Raw genomic sequence first — 18697 nt, 5'->3', positions numbered from 1 at the left:
GTAGGCCAGGCGGGCCGGATCATGGGACGATGCCGGTATGAACCGACTGGCTAACGAGCAGTCGCCCTACCTACTCCAGCATGCCTCCAATCCAGTGGACTGGTGGCCATGGGGAGAGGGGGCGATGGAAGAAGCTAAGCGGCGGGACGTGCCCATCCTCTTGAGTGTGGGCTATGCGTCCTGCCACTTATGTTTCTGCTGATTCACTGGTGTCACGTCATGGCCCACGAGTCGTTCGAGGACGACGAGGTCGCGGCCTATCTGAATGCGCACTTCGTGCCGGTCAAGGTCGACCGGGAGGAGCGGCCCGATGTCGATGCCGTGTACATGGAGGCGGTGCAGGGGGCCACCGGGCAGGGTGGGTGGCCGATGACCGTGTTTCTCACCGCTGATGCCGAGCCGTTCTACTTCGGTACGTACTTCCCGCCCGAGTCCCGGCACGGGCTGCCCTCCTTCCGGCAGGTGCTGGAGGGGGTCGTGGCCGCCTGGACCGACCGGCGCGACGAGGTGGGGGAGGTGGCCGGGCGGATCGTGCGCGATCTGTCCGAGCGCAGCCTCGCCCATGGCGGTGACGGGCCGCCCGGGGAGTCGGAGCAGGCGCAGGCGCTGCTGGGGCTGACGCGGGAGTACGACGAGAAGTACGGGGGGTTCGGCGGGGCGCCGAAGTTCCCGCCGTCGATGGCCGTCGAGTTCCTGCTGCGCCACCATGCGCGGACCGGGGCCGACGGGGCGTTGCAGATGGCGGCCGGCACCTGTGAGGCGATGGCCAGGGGCGGGATCTACGACCAGCTCGGCGGCGGGTTCGCCCGCTACTCGGTGGACCGGGAGTGGGTCGTGCCCCACTTCGAGAAGATGCTGTACGACAACGCGCTGCTCTGCCGTGTGTACGCCCACCTGTGGCGCTCCACCGGGTCGGAGCAGGCCCGCCGGGTGGCCCTGGAGACCGCCGACTTCATGGTCCGCGAACTGCGTACCGCCGAGGGCGGCTTCGCCTCCGCGCTGGACGCGGACAGCGAGGACGCGGACGGGAGGCATGTCGAGGGCGCGTACTACGTCTGGACTCCGGCGCAGTTGAGGGAGGTGCTGGGGGAGGACGATGCCGCGTTCGCCGCTGAGTACTTCGGGGTGACGGAGGAGGGCACCTTCGAGGAGGGGTCCTCCGTGCTTCAGCTTCCGGAGCTCCCGCGCGAGGACGATCCGCGCAGGGCCGCCGATGTGCGGGCCCGGCTGCTCGCCGCCCGTGAGCTGCGCGCGCGGCCGGGGCGGGACGACAAGGTGGTCGCCGCCTGGAACGGGCTGGCCATCGCCGCGCTCGCCGAGGCCGGCGCCTACTTCGACCGGCCCGATCTGATCGAGCGCGCCACCGAGGCCGCCGACCTGCTGGTGCGGCTGCACATGGGGCCCGTCGCCCGGCTGGTGCGGACGTCCAAGGACGGGCGCGCCGGGGAGCACGCGGGCGTGCTGGAGGACTACGGCGATGTCGCGGAGGGCTTCCTCGCGCTGGCGGCCGTCACCGGCGAGGGCGTCTGGCTGGAGTTCGCCGGCTTCCTGCTGGACATCGTGCTGGAGCACTTCACCGGCGAGGGCGGTCAGCTGTACGACACCGCGAACGACGCCGAGCAGCTGATCCGCCGCCCGCAGGACCCCACGGACAGCGCCACCCCGGCGGGCTGGACGGCTGCGGCGGGGGCGCTGCTGTCGTACGCCGCGTACACGGGTTCGGAGCCCCACCGCACGGGGGCGGAGGGCGCGTTGGGGGTCGTGAAGGCGCTCGGGCCGCGCGCGCCCCGGTTCATCGGCTGGGGGCTCGCGGTGGCGGAGGCGCTGATCGACGGGCCGCGCGAGGTGGCGGTCGCCGGGCCGGTCGGCGGGGAGCTGCACCGTACGGCGCTGCTCGGGCGGGCGCCCGGTGCGGTGGTCGCGGCAGGGGAGACGGCCGGCACGGAGTTCCCGCTGCTGGCGGACCGTCCGATGGTGGACGGCGAGCCGACGGCCTATGTGTGCAGGCACTTCGTCTGCGACGCGCCGACGACGGACCCGGGGGTGCTGGCCCGTACGATCGGCGGCGCCGGGGCCTGACCGGCGCGGAGGGCGGCCCCGGTCAGAGCCGCAGGCCGCTCTCCAGCGTGTCCATCGCGCGGTCGAGCATCGCCCTGAGGTCGCCCTCCTGGCCGTGCTCGCTCCAGTACAGCGTGACCTCGCGCACCGAGCTCAGCACCGCCGCGACGAACACCCGGATCCGCAGGTCGTCCGGGGAGCCGCCGGTGCGGTCGGCGAGCACCTGGGAGAGCACCTTGCCCGTGTCCGACATGGACTCCGTCAGCCGGGCGCGGACGGCGGGGACCTCCGCCATCAGCCGGGTGCGCTGGCGCAGTTCCTCGTCCTCGGCGGTGAGAACCGTCGTCAGCGCCTCCCGGATCATCAGCCGGACGGACTCCAGCGGGGGTTCGTCCAGCGGACGGTCGCGGAGCATGGCCTCCAGGACCGGGTCGTACTCGTCGGTGAGGACGATGTCCTCCTTGGTCGCGAAGTACCGGAACACCGTGCTCGGCGACACCTCCGCCGCCTCCGCGATCTGCTCGATCGTCGTCGCGTCGTACCCCTGCTCCTGGATGAGGCGGTACGTCGCCTGCCGGATCGCGACCCGGGTCTTGAGCTTCTTGCGCTCGCGCAGCCCCATCGTGGGCTGTGTCTCGGGTGCGGTGAAGGAGGGGATGCGGGAGGTGGCGGCCATGGTCTCCATTGTCAGGCATCGACCGGGGCCGGGGCCACGTCCGCGGCGGCCTCCGGCCGCTTGGGCTCCGTCGTCAGGAACGCCCCCACCAGCAGGGCGCTGACCAGGGCCGTCGCGCCGATGACCAGCAGCACCAGGCTCATGCCGTGCACATACGCCGCGTCGGCGGAGTCCGCGAGCCGCTGCGCGCCGAGCCGCGCGGCCACCGCGTGGGCGGCGACGACGGAGTCCCCGGCGGTGTCCGCGGCGGCGGCCGGCAGGCCCGCGGTGTCGAGCCGGTTCGTGTAGGCGCCCGCGAGCAGGCTGCCCAGCAGCGCGATCCCGAGGGCGCTGCCCGTCTGCCGTACGGTCATGAGCAGTCCCGAACCGCTGCCCGCCCGGTCGGCGGGCAGCGCGGCGAGTGCCGCGTCCATGGCGGGCACGACCGCGAAGCCGAAGCCGATCCCGGCGATGGAGAGCCACAGCGCCGTGAATCCGTAGCCGCTGTCCACCGTCGTACGGCTGCCGAGCAGTGCGGCGAAGGCGAGGACGACGAGCCCCGCCGACATCGTGGCGCGGGCCCCGAACCGCGCGGTGACCGGGCCGCCGGCCCGAGCGGCGATGATCAGGCCGCCCATCATCGGCAGCATCCGCAGCCCCGTGCCGAAGGCGTCGTGGCCCAGCACGGCCTGGAGGTAGCCGGGCAGGATGAACATCAGCCCGGCCATCACGAACATCACCAGCGTGGCGGCGAGCGCGCTGAGCAGGAACGGGCGCCGGCGCAACAGGCCCATGTCGAGCATCGGGCGGGCGGCCCGGCGATCGCGGACGACGAGGGCGGCGATCAGGGCCGCGCCGCCGGCCAGCACGGCGAGGACCAGCGGGTCGCCCCAGCCCCGGCCCGGGGCCTCGATGATCGCGTAGATCAGCGCGCCGAGGCCGGTCGCGGCCAGCGCGGTGGAGATCACGTCGACCTCAGGGGCCGCGGGGTCCCGGGTCTCGGGGAGCAGGAACACACAGGCGGCGATCCCGATGCCGACCATCGGCACGTTGACCAGGAAGATCGAGCCCCACCAGAAGTGGTCGAGCAGCCAGCCGCCGAGGATCGGGCCGAGCGGCATGCCGAGCGCGGATGCGGCCGAGACGATGCCGATGGCCTTGATCCGGTCCTTCGGCTCACCGAAGAGCGACGGCAGGACGGCGAGGGCCAGCGGCATGACCAGCGCGCCTCCGACGCCCATCACACAGCGGGCGGCGACCACGGCGGGCACTCCGCCGGCGAGCGCGCCGACGACCGAGCCGGCCAGGAAGACGCCGAGGCCGGTGATCAGCATCGCTCGGCGGCCGAACCGGTCGCCGAGCAGCCCCGCCGGAAGCATCAGCGCGGCGAACACGACGACATAGGCGTCGGCCATCCACTGCTGCTGGCCGGTGGTGGCGCCGAGGTCGCCGGCCATGGTCGGCAGCGCCACGTTGAGGATCGTCATGTCGAAGCCGAGGACGAGCATGCTCGCCACCAGCGCGCCCAGGGCCCACCAGCGTCGGTTCACGGCCCACTCCTTTGATAGTCGCAGTCAAGTGAAGTTCTCACTCAAGTGGCAGTAACTCTCAAAAGGTGGTCGGTGTCAATGTGATGGGGCGCGGTGGTGTCCCGACGGCATGCGAAAGGGCCGCGGCTCGTAAGCCGCGGCCCTGGAGGGGAGGAGGTCGGTCGGGGTCAGTTGTGGTTGTAGGCCACCAGGGAGATGCCGACGTAGTGCACGACGAACGCGGCCAGCGTCAGCGAGTGGAAGACCTCGTGGAAGCCGAACCAGCGCGGTGAGGGGTTCGGCCGCTTGATGCCGTAGATGACGCCGCCCGCGCTGTAGAGCACCCCGCCGACGACGACCAGGACCAGCACCGCGATGCCGCCGGTGCGCATGAAGTCCGGCAGGAAGAAGACCGCCGCCCAGCCCATCGCGATGTAGCAGGGGGTGTAGAGCCAGCGCGGGGCGCCGACCCAGAAGACCCGGAAGGCGATGCCCGCGAGCGCCGCGGCCCAGACCGCCCACAGCAGCGGGGTGCCGGTGGACTCGGGCAGCAGGAGCAGGGTCAGCGGGGTGTAGGTGCCCGCGATGATCAGGAAGATGTTGGCGTGGTCCAGCCGGCGCAGTACCGCCTCGCCGCGCGGTCCCCACGTACCGCGGTGGTAGACCGCGCTCACGCCGAAGAGCAGGCACGCGGTCAGGATGTAGATCCCGCAGGCGATCCGGCCGCGGGTGCTGTCCGAGAGCGCGATGAGCACGATGCCCGCGATCAGGACGGCCGGGAACATTCCGGCGTGCAGCCAGCCGCGCATGCGTGGCTTCAGCGGGACGTCGTCGGTCCCGGCTGGTTCCAGCCCGGCGGGATCGGGTGCGGCGGCAGCAGCAGTCATTCCCGCATCGTACCTACGCCTCCGTAGGTCGCGGATATGAGTGGTGATGCTCACGTGGGCGGCCCCCTGGACATATGGGCGGAACGGTCGGATGATCAAATGAGTGCGGTCGGCACCGGATGAGCGCCAAGGGAATTCGAAGGGGTGGAGCATCCGGGTCGCAGCCCCCACGGGGCCTACCAGACAGACACCCTCATCAAGGAGCGATCGTGGCGCGCGACATCGCGGCTCCCCTCACTGTTCCCACCAACCACCGGGAGCTCGTCTCCTGGGTCGACGAGATCGCAGCCCTCACCGAACCGGACCGGGTGGTCTGGTGCGACGGCTCCGAGGCCGAGTACGAGCGCCTGTGCGGGGAGCTCGTTGCCAAGGGCACGTTCACCAAGCTCGACGAGACCAAGCGCCCGAACTCCTACTACGCCGCCTCCGACCCCAGCGATGTCGCGCGGGTCGAGACCCGGACGTTCATCTGCTCCGCGAAGGAGGAGGACGCCGGTCCGACGAACCACTGGAAGGACCCCGCCGAGATGCGGGAGATCTTCGTGGGGGACAAGGGTGTCTTCCGCGGCTCGATGCGCGGCCGGACCATGTACGTCGTGCCGTTCTGCATGGGCCCGGTGGGCTCCCCGCTGTCCGCGATCGGCGTCGAGATCACCGACTCCGCGTACGTCGCCGTCTCCATGCGCACCATGACGCGCATGGGCCGGGCCGTCCTGGACGAGCTCGGCACCGACGGATTCTTCGTCAAGGCCGTCCACACCCTCGGCGCTCCCCTGGAGGAGGGCCAGGAGGACGTGCCGTGGCCCTGCAACGCCACCAAGTACATCTCGCACTTCCCCGAGGACCGCGAGATCTGGTCGTACGGCTCCGGCTACGGCGGCAACGCCCTGCTGGGCAAGAAGTGCTACGCGCTGCGCATCGCCTCCGTCATGGCGCGCGACGAGGGCTGGCTCGCCGAGCACATGCTGATCCTGAAGCTCACGCCGCCGCGCGGGGAGTCGGAGGCCCCCAAGTACATCGCCGCCGCGTTCCCCTCCGCCTGCGGCAAGACGAACCTCGCCATGCTGGAGCCCACGATCTCCGGCTGGACCGTGGAGACGATCGGCGACGACATCGCCTGGATGCGGTTCGGCGAGGACGGCCGGCTCTACGCGATCAACCCCGAGGCCGGCTTCTTCGGCGTCGCGCCGGGCACCGGCGAGCACACCAACGCCAACGCCATGAAGACCATGTGGGGCAACTCCGTCTTCACCAACGTCGCGCTCACCGACGACGGCGACGTCTGGTGGGAGGGCATGACCGAGGAGCCGCCCGCGCACCTCACGGACTGGAAGGGCAACGACTGGACCCCCGAGTCCGGTACGCCCGCCGCCCACCCCAACGCCCGCTTCACCGTCCCGGCCGGCCAGTGCCCGATCATCGCGCCCGAGTGGGAGGACCCGAAGGGCGTGCCGATCTCGGCCATCCTCTTCGGCGGCCGCCGCGCCTCGGCCGTCCCGCTGGTCACCGAGTCCTTCAACTGGCAGCACGGTGTATTCCTCGGAGCCAATGTCGCCTCGGAGAAGACCGCCGCCGCCGAGGGCAAGGTCGGTGAGCTGCGCCGCGACCCGTTCGCCATGCTGCCGTTCTGCGGCTACAACATGGGCGACTACATGAACCACTGGCTCAAGGTCGGCGCGGACAAGCCGGACCAGTCGAAGCTGCCGAAGATCTACTACGTGAACTGGTTCCGCAAGAACGAGGCGGGCCGGTTCGTCTGGCCCGGCTTCGGCGAGAACAGCCGCGTCCTGAAGTGGATCGTCGAGCGCCTGGAGGGCAGGGCGGAGGGCGTCGAGACCCCGATCGGCATCCTGCCGGCCAAGGGCTCGATCGACACCGCGGGCCTGGACCTCTCCGAGTCCGACCTCGACTTCCTGCTCGACGTCGACAAGGAGATCTGGCGCGAGGAGGCGTCCCTGATCCCCGAGCACCTCAACACCTTCGGCGACCACGCCCCGAAGGAACTGTGGGACGAGTACCGGGCGTTGGTCCAGCGCCTGGGCTGACCCCTGCTGAACAGCGCCGGCCCATGGGTCCAGGACCCATGGGCCGGCGCTGCGTGTGTGTCGCGGCGGCCCCCGTAGCCCGGGGGCGGGCATGGGTGGCGCCCGGTCCACGCGCCTCGACGGCCCGTGGACCGGGGCCGTCAGTGGGCGCCGACCAGGCGCGACGGGGTGTCGGCTGCCGAGAGGGCCGCGGTGTGGGCGTCCATACGCTCGGCGGAGAGGATCGCGACCGCCGTGTCGGCGCGGGACGCCGCCACCACCAGGGCCCGGCCCGCGAGGGCGTGGGCGCGGCGGTGCAGGGCGGGTGCGGGTGCGTCGCTCAGACCGGCGTGCCGGGCGGGCGGGGCGCCGCGCAACCGGGCGACCTGCTCGGCGATGCGGTCGCCGGCCTCACCGAGGCCCAGCTCGTCGGTGACCGCGAGCAGTGCGGCCAGGTGTCCGGCGAGCTGGATGTCCAGCTCTTCCTCGCGGGTGCGGTGCGGGAAGTCCTCGGCGTGGTCGGCCGGTGTGTGGACCGATTTGGTGCGGATCGGCTCGTACATGGATGGCCTCCTGCGGGGTGCTTGGGACCATCCTAGCTTGGATTCAGTCTAAAGTTGTCCGCGATCGAGATGTGGCGTCTTCAGACCTGGCCGTAGCCGTCCAGGAAGTGGGCGATCCGGCCGATCGCGTCCGTCAGATCCTCGGTGGTGGGCAGCGTGACGACCCGGAAGTGATCGGGCTCGGGCCAGTTGAACCCCGTCCCCTGCACCACCATGATCTTCTCGGCCCGCAGCAGGTCGAGCACCATCTGCCGGTCGTCCTTGATCTTGTACACCTTGGGGTCGAGCCGGGGGAAGAGGTACAGCGCCCCCTTCGGCTTCACGCAGGTCACGCCCGGGATCTGCGTCAGCAGGTCGTACGCCGCGTCCCGCTGCTCCAGGATCCGGCCGCCCGGCAGCACCAGGTCGTTGATCGACTGCCGGCCGCCGAGCGCGGTGGCGACGGCGTGCTGCGAGGGCATGTTGGCGCACAGCCGCATATTGGCCAGGATCGTCAGCCCCTCGATGTACGAGGAGGCGTGCGCCTTCGGGCCGCAGACGGCCATCCAGCCCGAGCGGTAGCCGGCCACCCGGTAGTTCTTGGAGAGCCCGTTGAAGGTGAGCACCATCAGATCGGGGGCGATCGTCGCGGTCGGGGTGTGGGTCGCTCCGTCGTACAGGATCCGGTCGTAGATCTCGTCGGAGCAGACGATCAGGTTGTGGCGGCGGGCGATCTCCGTCAGTCCGCGCAGCATCTCCTCGTCGTACACCGCGCCCGTGGGGTTGTTCGGGTTGATGATCACCAGTGCCTTGGTGCGGTCGGTGATCTTCCGCTCGATGTCGGCGAGGTCGGGCATCCAGTCGGACTGCTCGTCGCACCGGTAGTGCACGGCCGTGCCGCCGGCCAGCGCCACCGAGGCGGTCCACAGCGGATAGTCCGGTGCGGGTACGAGCACCTCGTCGCCGTCGTCCAGCAGGGCCTGCATCGACATCTGGATCAGCTCGGAGACGCCGTTGCCCAGGTAGATGTCCTCGACGTCGAGGTCGATGCCCTTGGTCTGGTAGTGCTGCATCACCGCACGCCGCGCGGACAGCAGCCCCTTCGCGTCGCCGTAACCATGCGCCCCGGACAGATTGCGCAGGATGTCCTCGAGGATCTCCGGCGGGCACTCGAAACCGAACGCGGCGGGGTTGCCGGTGTTCAGCTTGAGGATGCGATGACCGGCCGCTTCCAGCCGCATCGCCTCCTCGAGCACGGGGCCGCGGATTTCGTAACAGACGTTGGCGAGCTTCGTGGACTGGATGACCTGCATGTCTGCGAGCTTACGACTGTGTTTCACGGGCCGCCCGGGCTTTCGCCGCAGGTTGACCCGCCCGGGTTCACCCTCCCCTCCGCCCGGGCTTCCATTCGCCCCGTGCCCGCCTCCCCGCACCGTCGGAACGCCGGTCGCGGGAGGGGCGCGGCTTGGAATGGGGTGGAGTGGGGATGTGACGGACCGGGGCGGGTGAGATGCGCCACGGAGGGGGCCGGGCGGCTCACCCCGGCAGGCGGGCGCCCTCCGGGAGCCTGATCGTGAAGAGGCCGGCCAGGACGTTTTCCACCTCGGCGCCGTCCGCCAGCTCCCGTTCCTCCCGGGCGCCGCCGTCGTGCGGCGTCACCGTGAGTGTGCGGCCCGCGAGTGCCAGATGGGCGTCCCCGGTGGTGCGCTGGACATACAGCCGGTGCGCGAAGGGGGAGCGCGGGTTGGTCGCGATGTGCCAGTTGATGACCTCGAAGTCGGGCGCCTCGAACGGCTCCACCGTGAACGCGTACTGCGCCTGCCACTGCCCCTCGTCCGTCCGGGTCTGCAACTGCCACAGCTCCAGCGGCCCGTCGTGCGGCGGCTGGACGAGCCGGTGACGGCGCGGGGCGTCGTGCAGCTCCGCGCCCGCGACCAGCGCGATCGGCTCCAGCAGCGAGCCGGCCGCGCCGAAGCCGACATCGGCGAGATACGGGTCCGGCTCGCCCGCCGCCCGGACCAGCATCAGCATGTGGGTGCGGGGCCGGATGTCATCGGGGCCCGCACCCAGCTGGACCCGGGCGCAGAGCAGGGTGACCTCGAAACCGAGCGCCCGCAGCGCGGCGGCGAACAGGGAGTTGTGCTCGTAGCAGTAGCCGCCGCGCCCGCCCCGGACGAGCTTGGCCTCCAGATCGGACAGCGCGAGCGAGGGCACGGTGCCGAGGACGGGGTCCACGTTCTCGAACGGGATGCCGAGGGCGTGCGCGCGGTGCACGGAGCGCAGCACGGCCGCGGTGGGCCGGCGCTCCCCGCTCCAGCCGATCCGGGCGAGATAGGCGTCGAGGTCGAGTGCGTGGGCGGCTTCGCGAGTCATGCCACGACAGTAATCAGGGCCGGGCGGCGGGTGCCGCGAGGGCGGGAAGCTCTGAAGTAGCTCAATCCGGGTGAGAGCCGGGGTGCTGCGGGGGACGCTGCGGACATGATCGGAAACGGGAAGAAGGACATGGCCGTGATCGTCATCCGCGACGCGGAGGGCATCACCGCCGCGCTCCGGCAGGCGCTGGAGCACGCGAACGACGAGGAGCGCCCCGGTCTGGAGCGCGCCCTCGCCCTGGCCCTCGCCGAGGCCGGTGTGCCGGACGCGGAGCTGCGCGGACGCTGGGCGGCGCGCCGGATCAGGGCCGGCGGACACCGCGGCCCTCTCGACTCCGTGACGGCGGTCAAGGCGCTGCGCACGGCCGAGCCGGGGCTGAGCCTGCTGCAGGCGGTGCAGCTGTCGCGGGACGCGGCGGCGTCGGTGGATGCCGGGTAGCGGCGGGGTACCGGGCCGTCCCCTCGCGGATGCGCCGGCCCGGCACCCGTACGGCCCGCTACGCGGTGGCGGCCTTGTCCTGCGCGAGGGTGTGGGCCACCAGGGCGTTGGCATGGCCGTGTCCCATCGCGTGCTCGGACTTGAGCCAGCCGACGAGCTCCATGTGCCCGGTCAGCGGCGAGGCGCGGACGAGTTCCTTCCACTCGGCGATCGGGCGGCCGTACTTCCGCTCGATCGACGGGAAATAGCTTGCGGGGCCCTTCACTGCATCGGTCATGGGGAAAGCCTGCCAGGAGGGTCTGACAACGGCCCGTGCGACGGCCGCCCGGAACTCGCGTGACGGGCCGTGAACCCCCGCCGTAGGGTCCGGACATGGACCGGAAGATCTGGCACGACACCGGCGAACGCGCCCTGCGCCATGTCGCCTCCCTCTCGTCGGGCGGGCCCCTCGACCCGGCGCTGCGGCTGACGCTGAACCTCCATCCCGACCGCGAGAGCGGAGGCCTGGCGATCCTGGCCGCCCTGGCGCAGGACGGCGTCTACCGCTCGCAGTTCGTGACGGGCACCAGCAACGGCGGCCTCACGGCGCACCCCGGCGGGGACCGGTGGCGCTGGGAGAGCCGGATCTTCGACGGTGCCTACGACGAGGCCCCGGCCGAGGAGCGGCCGGTGTACGGGGCGCTGGACTTCCGCCGGTCCGGCGTCGGCGCGGCCCCCCGGTTCGGCTCGGCGCACCTCCGGCTGACCGGTGACACCCTGCCGCGCGCCACCTTCTGCTATCCGGACAGCGCCGCCGAGCCGGAGGACTTCGGTGTGGCGTCCGCGATGCGGCTGATCGAGCTGGCCGAGGCCGACGACCGGGACGCGCTGGACGACTACATCGAGGCCCAGATCCATGGCCCGGTCCTGCTGGACCGGCACGTCGAGGCCCTGGTCCTGGACCCGTGCTACCGGGGCACCGAGGTGGAGCGGGCGGCCCGCGCGCTGCCCTTCCGTACCGAATGGCACGGCGGATTCCGCCTGGACGTCGAGGAGTTGCGCCGGCACGGCGACTACCGGGGCGAGGAGTTCGTCGCGCTCGGAGCCGCGATCGCCGAGGACGGGGTCCTCGATCCCAGGATCATCGGGGACGCCGCCCGCACCGGCCGCCACGACCTCCAGTCGCTCAAGCGCGTCTGGCACTGCCTGGCCCGCTTCGGCGCGCCGCCCGCGCCCCGTCCGCGTACCCCGGCCGGAAACCGCCCCTTGTGCGCCCCCTCCACATAGGCCAACATGCGCATGTCAAACCGAAGGAACTTCGGTCGCAGAGCCCCCACGCGCTCTGTGCAGGTCACAAGAGGGGACCCCCACATGAAAAAGCCTCTCGCCGGTGCGCTCTTCGCGGTGCTGCTCCTCGGAGCCGTCTCCGCCCCCGCCCACGCGGCCACAAGCCGCGACACGGCGTCGCCCGGCACGGTCAAGGCATCGGCGTCATCCGGCCACACCCTGGGTGCGGCCGGTGCCGGGACCGCGGTCAAGGTACGGCCCAAGGCCATCGGCTTCGCCGGGACGGTGGCGCTCAGCAACTGTTCCGGATCCGTCGTCCGGACGCCCGACTCCCAGCCGGGCGACCCCGCCCTGGTGCTGTCCAACGGGCACTGCCTGGAGTCCGGCTTCCCGGGCCCGGGCGAGGTCGTGTTCAACAAGCCGTCCACGCGCAGCTTCACCCTGCTCAACGCCTCGGGCAGCAGCATCGGCACCGTCCGGGCGAGCAAGGTCGCGTACGGGACGATGACGGACACCGACATCTCGGTGTACCAGCTCACCTCCACGTACGCGCAGATCGAGAGCAACTACGGCATCAAGGCGCTGGAGCTCAACACCGCGCACCCCGTGCAGGGCACCGCGATCACCGTGGCGTCCGGCTACTGGAAGCGCACCTACAGCTGCAACGTCGACGGGTTCGTCCACCGCCTCAAGGAGGGGGAGTGGACCTGGAAGGACTCGGTCCGCTACACCTCGGCCTGCCAGACCATCGGCGGCACCTCCGGCTCGCCGGTCATCGACAACGCCACCGGCAAGGTCGTCGCCGTCAACAACACCGGCAACGAGGACGGCCAGCAGTGCACGGACAACAACCCGTGCGAGGTCGACGAGAACGGCCAGGTGACGGTCCACCAGGGCATCAACTACGCCCAGGAGACCTACGGGATCGTGCCGTGCATCGGCGCGGGCAACGTGTTCGACCTCGACCGTGAGGGATGCGCGCTGCCCAAGCCGTGACGCACGTGCGGGCGGGGCGGTCCTGCCGCCCCGCCCGCACGCCGTCCCGCCCACGGGCCCGGATGCTCAGATCTTGCGCCACCGGGCGTTCGCCCAGGAGAACACGCCGAACGCCATCAGCCCCACGGCGATCAGGGCCAGCAGCCACGGGCCGGCCGGGGTCGCGCTGAAGGACCGCAGGGTGTCGTCCATGCCCTTGGCCTCGCCGGAGCGGGCCTTCACCGCGGCCGACACCGCGAAGCCGCCCGCGACCGCGAAGACGAGCCCGCGGGAGACACCGCCGAAGACCCCGGTGATGTCCACGCCCCGCCGCTGGGCGGGCGACATCTCGCCCATCCGCAGATGCTTGTGGAACTTCCGCAGAGCGGCCCGGCCCGCTATCCACAGGCCCGCGCCGGCGATGACGGCCCCGGCCGCGCCCACGATCCAGCGGCCGCCCGTCATGTCGAGCACCCGGGCCGTGACGTCCTGCGAGCGGGCGTCGCCGGAGCCGCTGCCACTGCCCCGGTCACCGGCGGCGAACATCAGGACCGAGTACGACACGAAGCCGTAGAAGACGGCGCGTCCGGCCGAGGCGAGCCGCTTGGTCGCCTTGTCGCCGTCCGGCCCCGCCGCCCCGAACGCCGCCTCGGACAGCCGCCACAGGGCCATGCCCACCAGGGCGACACCGATCACCCACAGCAGGACGTGGCCGAAGGGCTTCTGCGCGATCTCCGCGAGCGCGCCGCCCCGGTCGGCCTGCTTGCCGCCCCCGCTGTCGCCGAAGGCGATGCGCAGCGCGAGGACGCCGACCAGGACGTAGATCACCCCACGGGCGACGAAGCCCGCGCGGCCCCCTGCCTCGACCGCCGAGCTGTTGCCCGCCTGCCGTGCCTTGCCGTGGCTTCTCCGTGCTGTCGCAGAGATATTCATGCTCAGCCGGGTGCCCCCGCCCGGGGCCGGGAAACTACGCCGCCCCGGCGGCGGACGCCGCGCCGGACCGTACCGACCGGCCCGCGAGCACCTGGGTGCGCTTCCCGTCCTCGATGACGAAGCGGCCGTCGATGAGCACATGCGGGATGCCCGCGGGCAGGGTGCGCGGCGCGTCGAACGTCGAGCCCGCCGCGACCGTCTCCGGGTCGAAGAGCACCAGGTCGGCGCGGTAGCCCTCGCGCACGAGCCCCCGGTCGGCGAGCCGCAGCCGGGCCGCCGGGCGCGCGGTGAGGTGGGCGACGCACTCCTCCAGCGAGAGGATGCCCAACTCCCGCGCGTAGCGGCCGAGATAGTGCGGGAAGGTGCCGTAGGCGCGCGGGTGCGGTTTGTCGCCCTGGAGGATGCCGTCGCTGCCGCCGGTGTGCACGCGGTGGCGCATGATCTGCCGGACGTTCTCCTCGTGGCCCACATGCTGGAGGATCGTCGTCCCGAGCCGGTCGTCCAGCAGCAGCCGGCGCGCGGTCCGCCAGGGCTCCTCGCCGCGCAGCCGCGCCGACTCGGCCACCGTGCGGCCGACATGGCCGGCCAGCGCGGGCTCGCCGACGCCGGAGATCTCGATGGTCTCCCACTCGATCGGCACCCCGTGGCAGCCGTCCGAGCCCACCACCTCCAGGTCGTGGCGGATCCGCGCCGCCGTGGCGTCGTCGGCCAGCCGCGCCAGGACCGACGCGGGCCCGCCCTCGCTCGCCCAGCTGGGCAGCATGGCGACCAGGGTGGTGCAGCCGGGGGTGTACGGGTAGGTGTCGAGGGAGATGTCGGCGCCCGCGTCGAGTGCGCCGTCGAGGAGGGAGAGCAGTTCGGGGGCGCGGCCCTCGTTGACCCCGAAGTTCATGGTGGCGTGGGCGAGATGGAGGGGGCAGCCGGCGCTGCGGGTGAGCCGCACCATCTCCTCGTACGCCTCCAGGGCGCCCGCGCCGTACGAGCGGTGGTGCGGGCAGTAGTAGCCGCCGTGCGCGGCCACCACCCGGCACAGGGCGGTGAGTTCGGCGTCGTCCGCGTACATCCCGGGGGTGTAGGTCAGGCCCGAGGACATGCCGACGGCGCCCTCCGCCATGGACCGTGCCACGAGCTGTTCCATCCGGGCCAGCTCGGCGGGGGTGGCGGGCCGGTCGTCCCAGCCGACCGCGTACATCCGCACGGTGCCCTGCGGGATCAGATAGGCGGCGTTGACCGCGATGCCCTGGCCGCCGAAGTTGCGGTCGAGGCGGTCGAGGTACTCGCCGACGGTGCGCCAGTCGAAGTCGATGTCGCTGCCGTCACCGTTCCAGCCGCTGATCGAACGGCGGACCTCGGCGAGTGTGCGGTCGTCGACGGGTGCGTACGACAGCCCGTCCTGGCCGAGGACTTCGAGGGTGACGCCCTGGGCCGCCTTCGCGCTGTGGTCGGGGTCGCGCAGCAGGGCGAGATCGCTGTGGGCGTGCATGTCGATGAAGCCGGGGCAGAGGGCGAGCCCGTCGGCGTCCAGGGTGCGGCCGCCGGTGGGACGGGGGCCCGGGGCGCCCTCGCGGTGGATCTCCGCGACACGGCCGCCGGTGACGGCCACGTCGGCGCGGTACGAGGGAGTGGCGGTGCCGTCGACGACTCGGGCGTCGCGGATGACCAGATCCATGGGGGTGCCTTTCGAGGGAGGGGCCCCGGGGGCTCAGAAGAAGGTGCGGATGTAGTCCGTGACGGTGCCGTCCGCCTCCACCAGCGGGATCAGCTGCCACTTGTCGAAGCTGGTGCACGGGTGGGAGAGCCCCATCCCCACCCAGTCCCCGACCTCCAGCGCGGCATCCGCGTCGGTGCGCACCCACGCGTGCTGGTCGGACAGACCGGTGACCGTGATCCCTGCGGCCGGCCGCACCGAGCCGTCCCGGCCGGACCGCACGACCTGGGCCTCCGGCAGATCGAGGTCGTGGGCGGCGTCCCGCTTGCCCGCGTTCAGGAACGCCTGCTCGGCGGACGGGCGCGACACGACCTGGGCCCAGAGCCGGAACGCCGGCTGGAGCGCGCCCTCCTCGGGGACCCGGTTGAAGGGGGTGAGGTGGCGGTAGTGGCCGTCGTCGTGCGAGACGTACGCCCCCGAGCGCAGCAGCTTGAGTACGGGGCGGGAGAGCGCGGGGACGTCCGCGAACACGTCCGCCACCGCGTCGAACCACGCGCTGCCGCCCGCGCTCACGACGATCCGCTCGCCCTCGCCCAGCGCGGCGAACCGGCCCTCGGCGTCGAAGGCGGCGGCCAGCGCGACGAGCCGGCGCAGCCACTCCCGCACCCGCTCGCCGGACGCGTCCGGCACCTCGCCCTCGTACCCCGCCACGCCCACCAGGCGCAGGGACGGGGCGGCGGCCACCGCGTCGGCGACCCCGGCGCAGTCCGCCTCGGTGCGGGCGCCGGTGCGGGCGCCCTCGCCCGCGCCCAGCTCCACGACGACGTCGACCGGGCGGGAGGCGCCCGCCGCGCGCAGGGCCTCGTCCATCAGCTCCGCCCCGCGCACGGAGTCGACGTAACAGACGAAGGCGAAGTCCGGGTCCGCGTCGAGCTCGCCCGCGAGCCAGCGCAGCGCGGCGGCGTCGACCAGTTCGTTGGCGAGGAAGATCCGCGGGACGCCGAACGCCCGGTAGACCCGCGCCTGGTGGGGCACGGCCGCCGTGATGCCCCAGGCGCCGTGCGCCAGCTGGCGGTCGAAGAGCTGCGGGGACATCGACGTCTTGCCGTGCGGGGCGAACGCGAGGCCGTGGCGCTCGGCGTACGTCTCCAGCAGGGCGAGGTTGTGCGCGACGGACTCGGCGGACAGCGCGAGCACCGGGGTGGTGAACCCGCCGGTGAAGAGGTTGCGCCGCTCGGCGGCCAGCGCGCCGACGGTCAGGCCCGCCGCGTCGGGCGGGAGCGCCTTGAAGCGGTGGTCGACCCGCTCGTCGGCGAGTCCGGCCAGTCCGGCGAGTCCGGCGACGGGGCGTTCGTCGGCCATGGGGGTGCCTCCTCGATCGAAGCGGGTCGTCCGCGTGGGCTTCTGCGATGTGATTGCAACATATGCAACACCCATTGCGTATATCGCTCAACGCTGTCTAACATCCGAGCCGACGCCCGGTCAATGGTGAGAACCGGCGCCGCCCGCCCGACCACGAGGAGCCCGAGTGTCCGGAACCCCGGCCAGGACCGACGCCGACGCGACCGCTGATGTGGTGTGTCTCGGTGAGTCCATGGTGACGTTCCTGCCCTCACGGCCCGGGCGCCTCGCCGACGTACCGTCCTTCGGCCGGGGGATCGGCGGCGCCGAGTCCAATGTGGCCTGCGCCCTCGCCGCGGCCGGGCACAGGACGGCCTGGGTGAGCCGGGTCGGGGCGGACGGCTTCGGCGACCACCTCGTCGACACGGTCGCGGGGTACGGCGTGGACACCTCCGCCGTGCAGCGGGACCCCGCCCGGCCCACCGGCATCTACTTCCGCACGGCGACGGACCGCGCCACCGACGTCCACGAGGTCGCGTACTACCGGGCCGGGTCGGCCGCGTCCGCGATGTCCCCGGTCAACCTGCCGTACGCGGAGCTGCCGGCCGGGCGCATCCTGCATCTGTCCGGGATCACGGCCGCGCTCTCCGCCGACTGCCTGGCCCTGCTGCACGAGCTGACCGCGCCGCGCGCGGGGCGGCCGCTGGTCTCCTTCGACGTCAACCATCGGCCGGGGCTGTGGCGCGACGCCGACGCGTCGCCCGCCGTCCTGCTGGACCTGGCCCGCCGCTGCGACCTCGTCTTCGTCGGCGAGGACGAGGCGGAGGAGGCGTGGGGTGTGGCCGGGGCCGAGGCGATCCGCGAGGCGTTGCCGGAGCCGGCGGTGGTGGTGGTGAAGCGGGGCGCGGAGGGCGCGACCGTCTTCGCGGGGCTCCGTCCCGCGCCCGGCGCCCCAGGCACCGCAGGGGCCGAGGACCGGCCCGTCACCCACGTCCCCGCCCTCCACGTCGACGTCGTCGCCCCCGTCGGGGCCGGGGACGCGTTCGCCGCCGGGTTTCTCTCCGCCACGCTGCGCGGGCTGCCCGTGCGCGACCGGGCCCGGCACGGGCATCTGATGGCGGCCGCCGTCCTCACCGTCCCCGGTGACCTCACCGAACCGCCCGCCCGCGACCGGGCCGACCGCCTCGTGGCACTCGACGACGCCGCCTGGGGGAGACTGCGTCTCGGCCCCGGGTGGACGGGGGACGACCAGGAGGTACGTACGCAATGAGTCAGACCGTCGACCGGGCGCTGAGCATCCTGCCGCTGCTCGCCCAGGGACCCGCCGACCTCGGACAGGTCGCCGAGCGGCTCGGCGTCCACAAGTCCACGGCCCTGCGCCTGCTCCGTACCCTCCACGAGCACGGCCTCGTCTACCGCCAGCAGGACCAGCGCTACCGCCTCGGCGCGCGCCTGTTCGCGCTCGCCCAGGAGGCCGTCGAGAACCTCGACGTACGCGAGATCGCCCACCCCCACCTCGTCGAACTCAACGAGAACTGCGGGCACACCGTGCACCTCGCCGTGTACGAGGAGAACGAGGTGCTCTACATCGACAAGGTGGAGAGCCGCTACCCGGTCCGGATGTACTCCCGCATCGGCAAGCCCGTCGCGATCACCGTCGCCGCCGTCGCCAAACTCCTGCTCGCCGACCTCGGCGAGGCCGAGCGGCGGGCCATCGCCGAGAAGCTCGACTACCCCATGTACACGTCCCGTTCGACCCCCGGCGCCGGCGCCTTCCTCAAGGAACTCGCCGCCGTACGCGAACAGGGCTGGGCCACCGACCTCGGTGGCCACGAGGAGTCCATCAACTGCGTCGGCGCGCCCATTCGCGGCGCCGACGGGCGCGTCGTCGCCGCCATGTCGGTCTCCGCACCGAACGTGGTCGTCACGGCCGAGGAGCTCCTCACCCTGCTCCCCCTGGTCCGTCGCACCGCCGACACCATCAGCCGGGAGTACTCCGGCACCAACCGACCCAAGAAAGTCTGATCA

16 protein-coding genes and 1 pseudogene are annotated in these 18697 nt (G+C 72.2%); 7 read left to right on the top strand and 10 right to left on the bottom strand.

The window, feature by feature from the left end:
* The first annotated feature begins 37 nt into the window (after window positions 1–37).
* A pseudogene (locus RLT58_RS13075) lies at window positions 38–2079 on the top strand (thioredoxin domain-containing protein).
* Between the two features lie 22 nt (window positions 2080–2101).
* On the opposite strand, the gene RLT58_RS13070 reads toward RLT58_RS13075, so the two are convergent.
* The 3 genes from RLT58_RS13070 to RLT58_RS13060 form a co-directional block, all read right to left on the bottom strand.
* Entirely contained in the window at window positions 2102–2734 is a 633-nt protein-coding gene (locus tag RLT58_RS13070; protein WP_311310574.1) for a TetR/AcrR family transcriptional regulator, read from the bottom strand.
* Window positions 2735–2745: 11 nt separating this feature from the next.
* Entirely contained in the window at window positions 2746–4221 is a 1476-nt protein-coding gene (locus RLT58_RS13065; protein ID WP_311314503.1) for an MFS transporter, read from the bottom strand.
* 209 nt (window positions 4222–4430) lie between these two features.
* Window positions 4431–5129: a PAQR family membrane homeostasis protein TrhA gene (locus RLT58_RS13060; protein ID WP_311310573.1), complete on the bottom strand. Its 699-nt coding sequence runs from the start codon at window positions 5127–5129 to the stop codon at window positions 4431–4433.
* Between the two features lie 209 nt (window positions 5130–5338).
* Between RLT58_RS13060 and RLT58_RS13055 the strand changes: the two genes are divergently transcribed.
* Complete coding sequence (locus RLT58_RS13055; RefSeq protein WP_311310572.1) at window positions 5339–7174, top strand: phosphoenolpyruvate carboxykinase (GTP); 1836 nt, start codon at window positions 5339–5341, stop codon at window positions 7172–7174.
* 140 nt (window positions 7175–7314) lie between these two features.
* Here the strand turns inward: RLT58_RS13055 and RLT58_RS13050 are convergent, their stop codons facing one another.
* The 3 genes from RLT58_RS13050 to RLT58_RS13040 form a co-directional block, all read right to left on the bottom strand.
* Window positions 7315–7716, bottom strand: a complete 402-nt coding sequence (locus RLT58_RS13050) for an SCO4983 family protein (protein ID WP_311310571.1) — start codon at window positions 7714–7716, stop codon at window positions 7315–7317.
* Window positions 7717–7796: 80 nt separating this feature from the next.
* Window positions 7797–9008, bottom strand: a complete 1212-nt coding sequence (locus RLT58_RS13045; RefSeq protein WP_311310570.1) for a pyridoxal phosphate-dependent aminotransferase — start codon at window positions 9006–9008, stop codon at window positions 7797–7799.
* 223 nt (window positions 9009–9231) lie between these two features.
* On the bottom strand, window positions 9232–10068 hold the full coding sequence (locus RLT58_RS13040) for an arylamine N-acetyltransferase family protein (protein WP_311310569.1): 837 nt from the start codon (window positions 10066–10068) through the stop codon (window positions 9232–9234).
* A 105-nt stretch (window positions 10069–10173) separates the two neighbouring features.
* Here RLT58_RS13040 and RLT58_RS13035 point away from each other — a divergent pair, with 105 nt between their 5' ends.
* On the top strand, window positions 10174–10506 hold the full coding sequence (locus tag RLT58_RS13035) for a hypothetical protein (protein WP_311310568.1): 333 nt from the start codon (window positions 10174–10176) through the stop codon (window positions 10504–10506).
* Window positions 10507–10564: 58 nt separating this feature from the next.
* On the opposite strand, the gene RLT58_RS13030 is transcribed toward RLT58_RS13035, so the two are convergent.
* The gene (locus RLT58_RS13030) at window positions 10565–10783 is read right to left on the bottom strand and encodes a DUF4287 domain-containing protein (protein ID WP_311310567.1); all 219 of its coding nucleotides are present in this window, start codon (window positions 10781–10783) and stop codon (window positions 10565–10567) included.
* Between the two features lie 95 nt (window positions 10784–10878).
* Here RLT58_RS13030 and RLT58_RS13025 point away from each other — a divergent pair, with 95 nt between their 5' ends.
* Together RLT58_RS13025 and RLT58_RS13020 are read left to right on the top strand one after the other, a co-directional pair.
* Window positions 10879–11772, top strand: a complete 894-nt coding sequence (locus RLT58_RS13025; RefSeq protein WP_311310566.1) for a DUF3626 domain-containing protein — start codon at window positions 10879–10881, stop codon at window positions 11770–11772.
* An 84-nt stretch (window positions 11773–11856) separates the two neighbouring features.
* Window positions 11857–12768, top strand: coding sequence for a S1 family peptidase (locus tag RLT58_RS13020; RefSeq protein WP_311310565.1), 912 nt, complete (start codon window positions 11857–11859; stop codon window positions 12766–12768).
* Between the two features lie 66 nt (window positions 12769–12834).
* Here RLT58_RS13020 and RLT58_RS13015 read toward each other — a convergent pair whose 3' ends face one another.
* From RLT58_RS13015 to RLT58_RS13005, 3 genes are read right to left on the bottom strand one after another with little or no spacing between them, the layout of a single operon-like run.
* Window positions 12835–13680 (bottom strand): DUF1206 domain-containing protein, encoded by an 846-nt coding sequence (locus RLT58_RS13015; RefSeq protein WP_311310564.1) that lies wholly within the window; start codon window positions 13678–13680, stop codon window positions 12835–12837.
* Window positions 13681–13714: 34 nt separating this feature from the next.
* A complete protein-coding gene (locus tag RLT58_RS13010) occupies window positions 13715–15349 on the bottom strand; it encodes an N-acyl-D-amino-acid deacylase family protein (protein ID WP_311310563.1) in 1635 nt (544 codons plus the stop codon).
* A gap of 33 nt (window positions 15350–15382) precedes the next feature.
* The gene (locus tag RLT58_RS13005) at window positions 15383–16690 is read right to left on the bottom strand and encodes an alanine racemase (protein WP_311310562.1); all 1308 of its coding nucleotides are present in this window, start codon (window positions 16688–16690) and stop codon (window positions 15383–15385) included.
* A 166-nt stretch (window positions 16691–16856) separates the two neighbouring features.
* Between RLT58_RS13005 and RLT58_RS13000 the strand changes: the two genes are divergently transcribed.
* Both RLT58_RS13000 and RLT58_RS12995 read left to right on the top strand, forming a co-directional pair.
* On the top strand, window positions 16857–17939 hold the full coding sequence (locus tag RLT58_RS13000; protein WP_311310561.1) for a sugar kinase: 1083 nt from the start codon (window positions 16857–16859) through the stop codon (window positions 17937–17939).
* The gene (locus RLT58_RS12995; protein WP_311310560.1) at window positions 17936–18694 is read left to right on the top strand and encodes an IclR family transcriptional regulator; all 759 of its coding nucleotides are present in this window, start codon (window positions 17936–17938) and stop codon (window positions 18692–18694) included. Before RLT58_RS13000 ends, RLT58_RS12995 begins: the two co-directional genes overlap by 4 nt.
* Window positions 18695–18697 lie beyond the last annotated feature (3 nt).

Origin of the sequence: Streptomyces sp. ITFR-16 (genome assembly GCF_031844705.1) — a bacterium.
In the GTDB taxonomy this organism is placed as follows: Bacteria; Actinomycetota; Actinomycetes; order Streptomycetales; family Streptomycetaceae; genus Streptomyces.
Note: the sequence above shows the minus strand (reverse complement) of the source record. Positions and strands in the feature narration are given on the sequence as shown.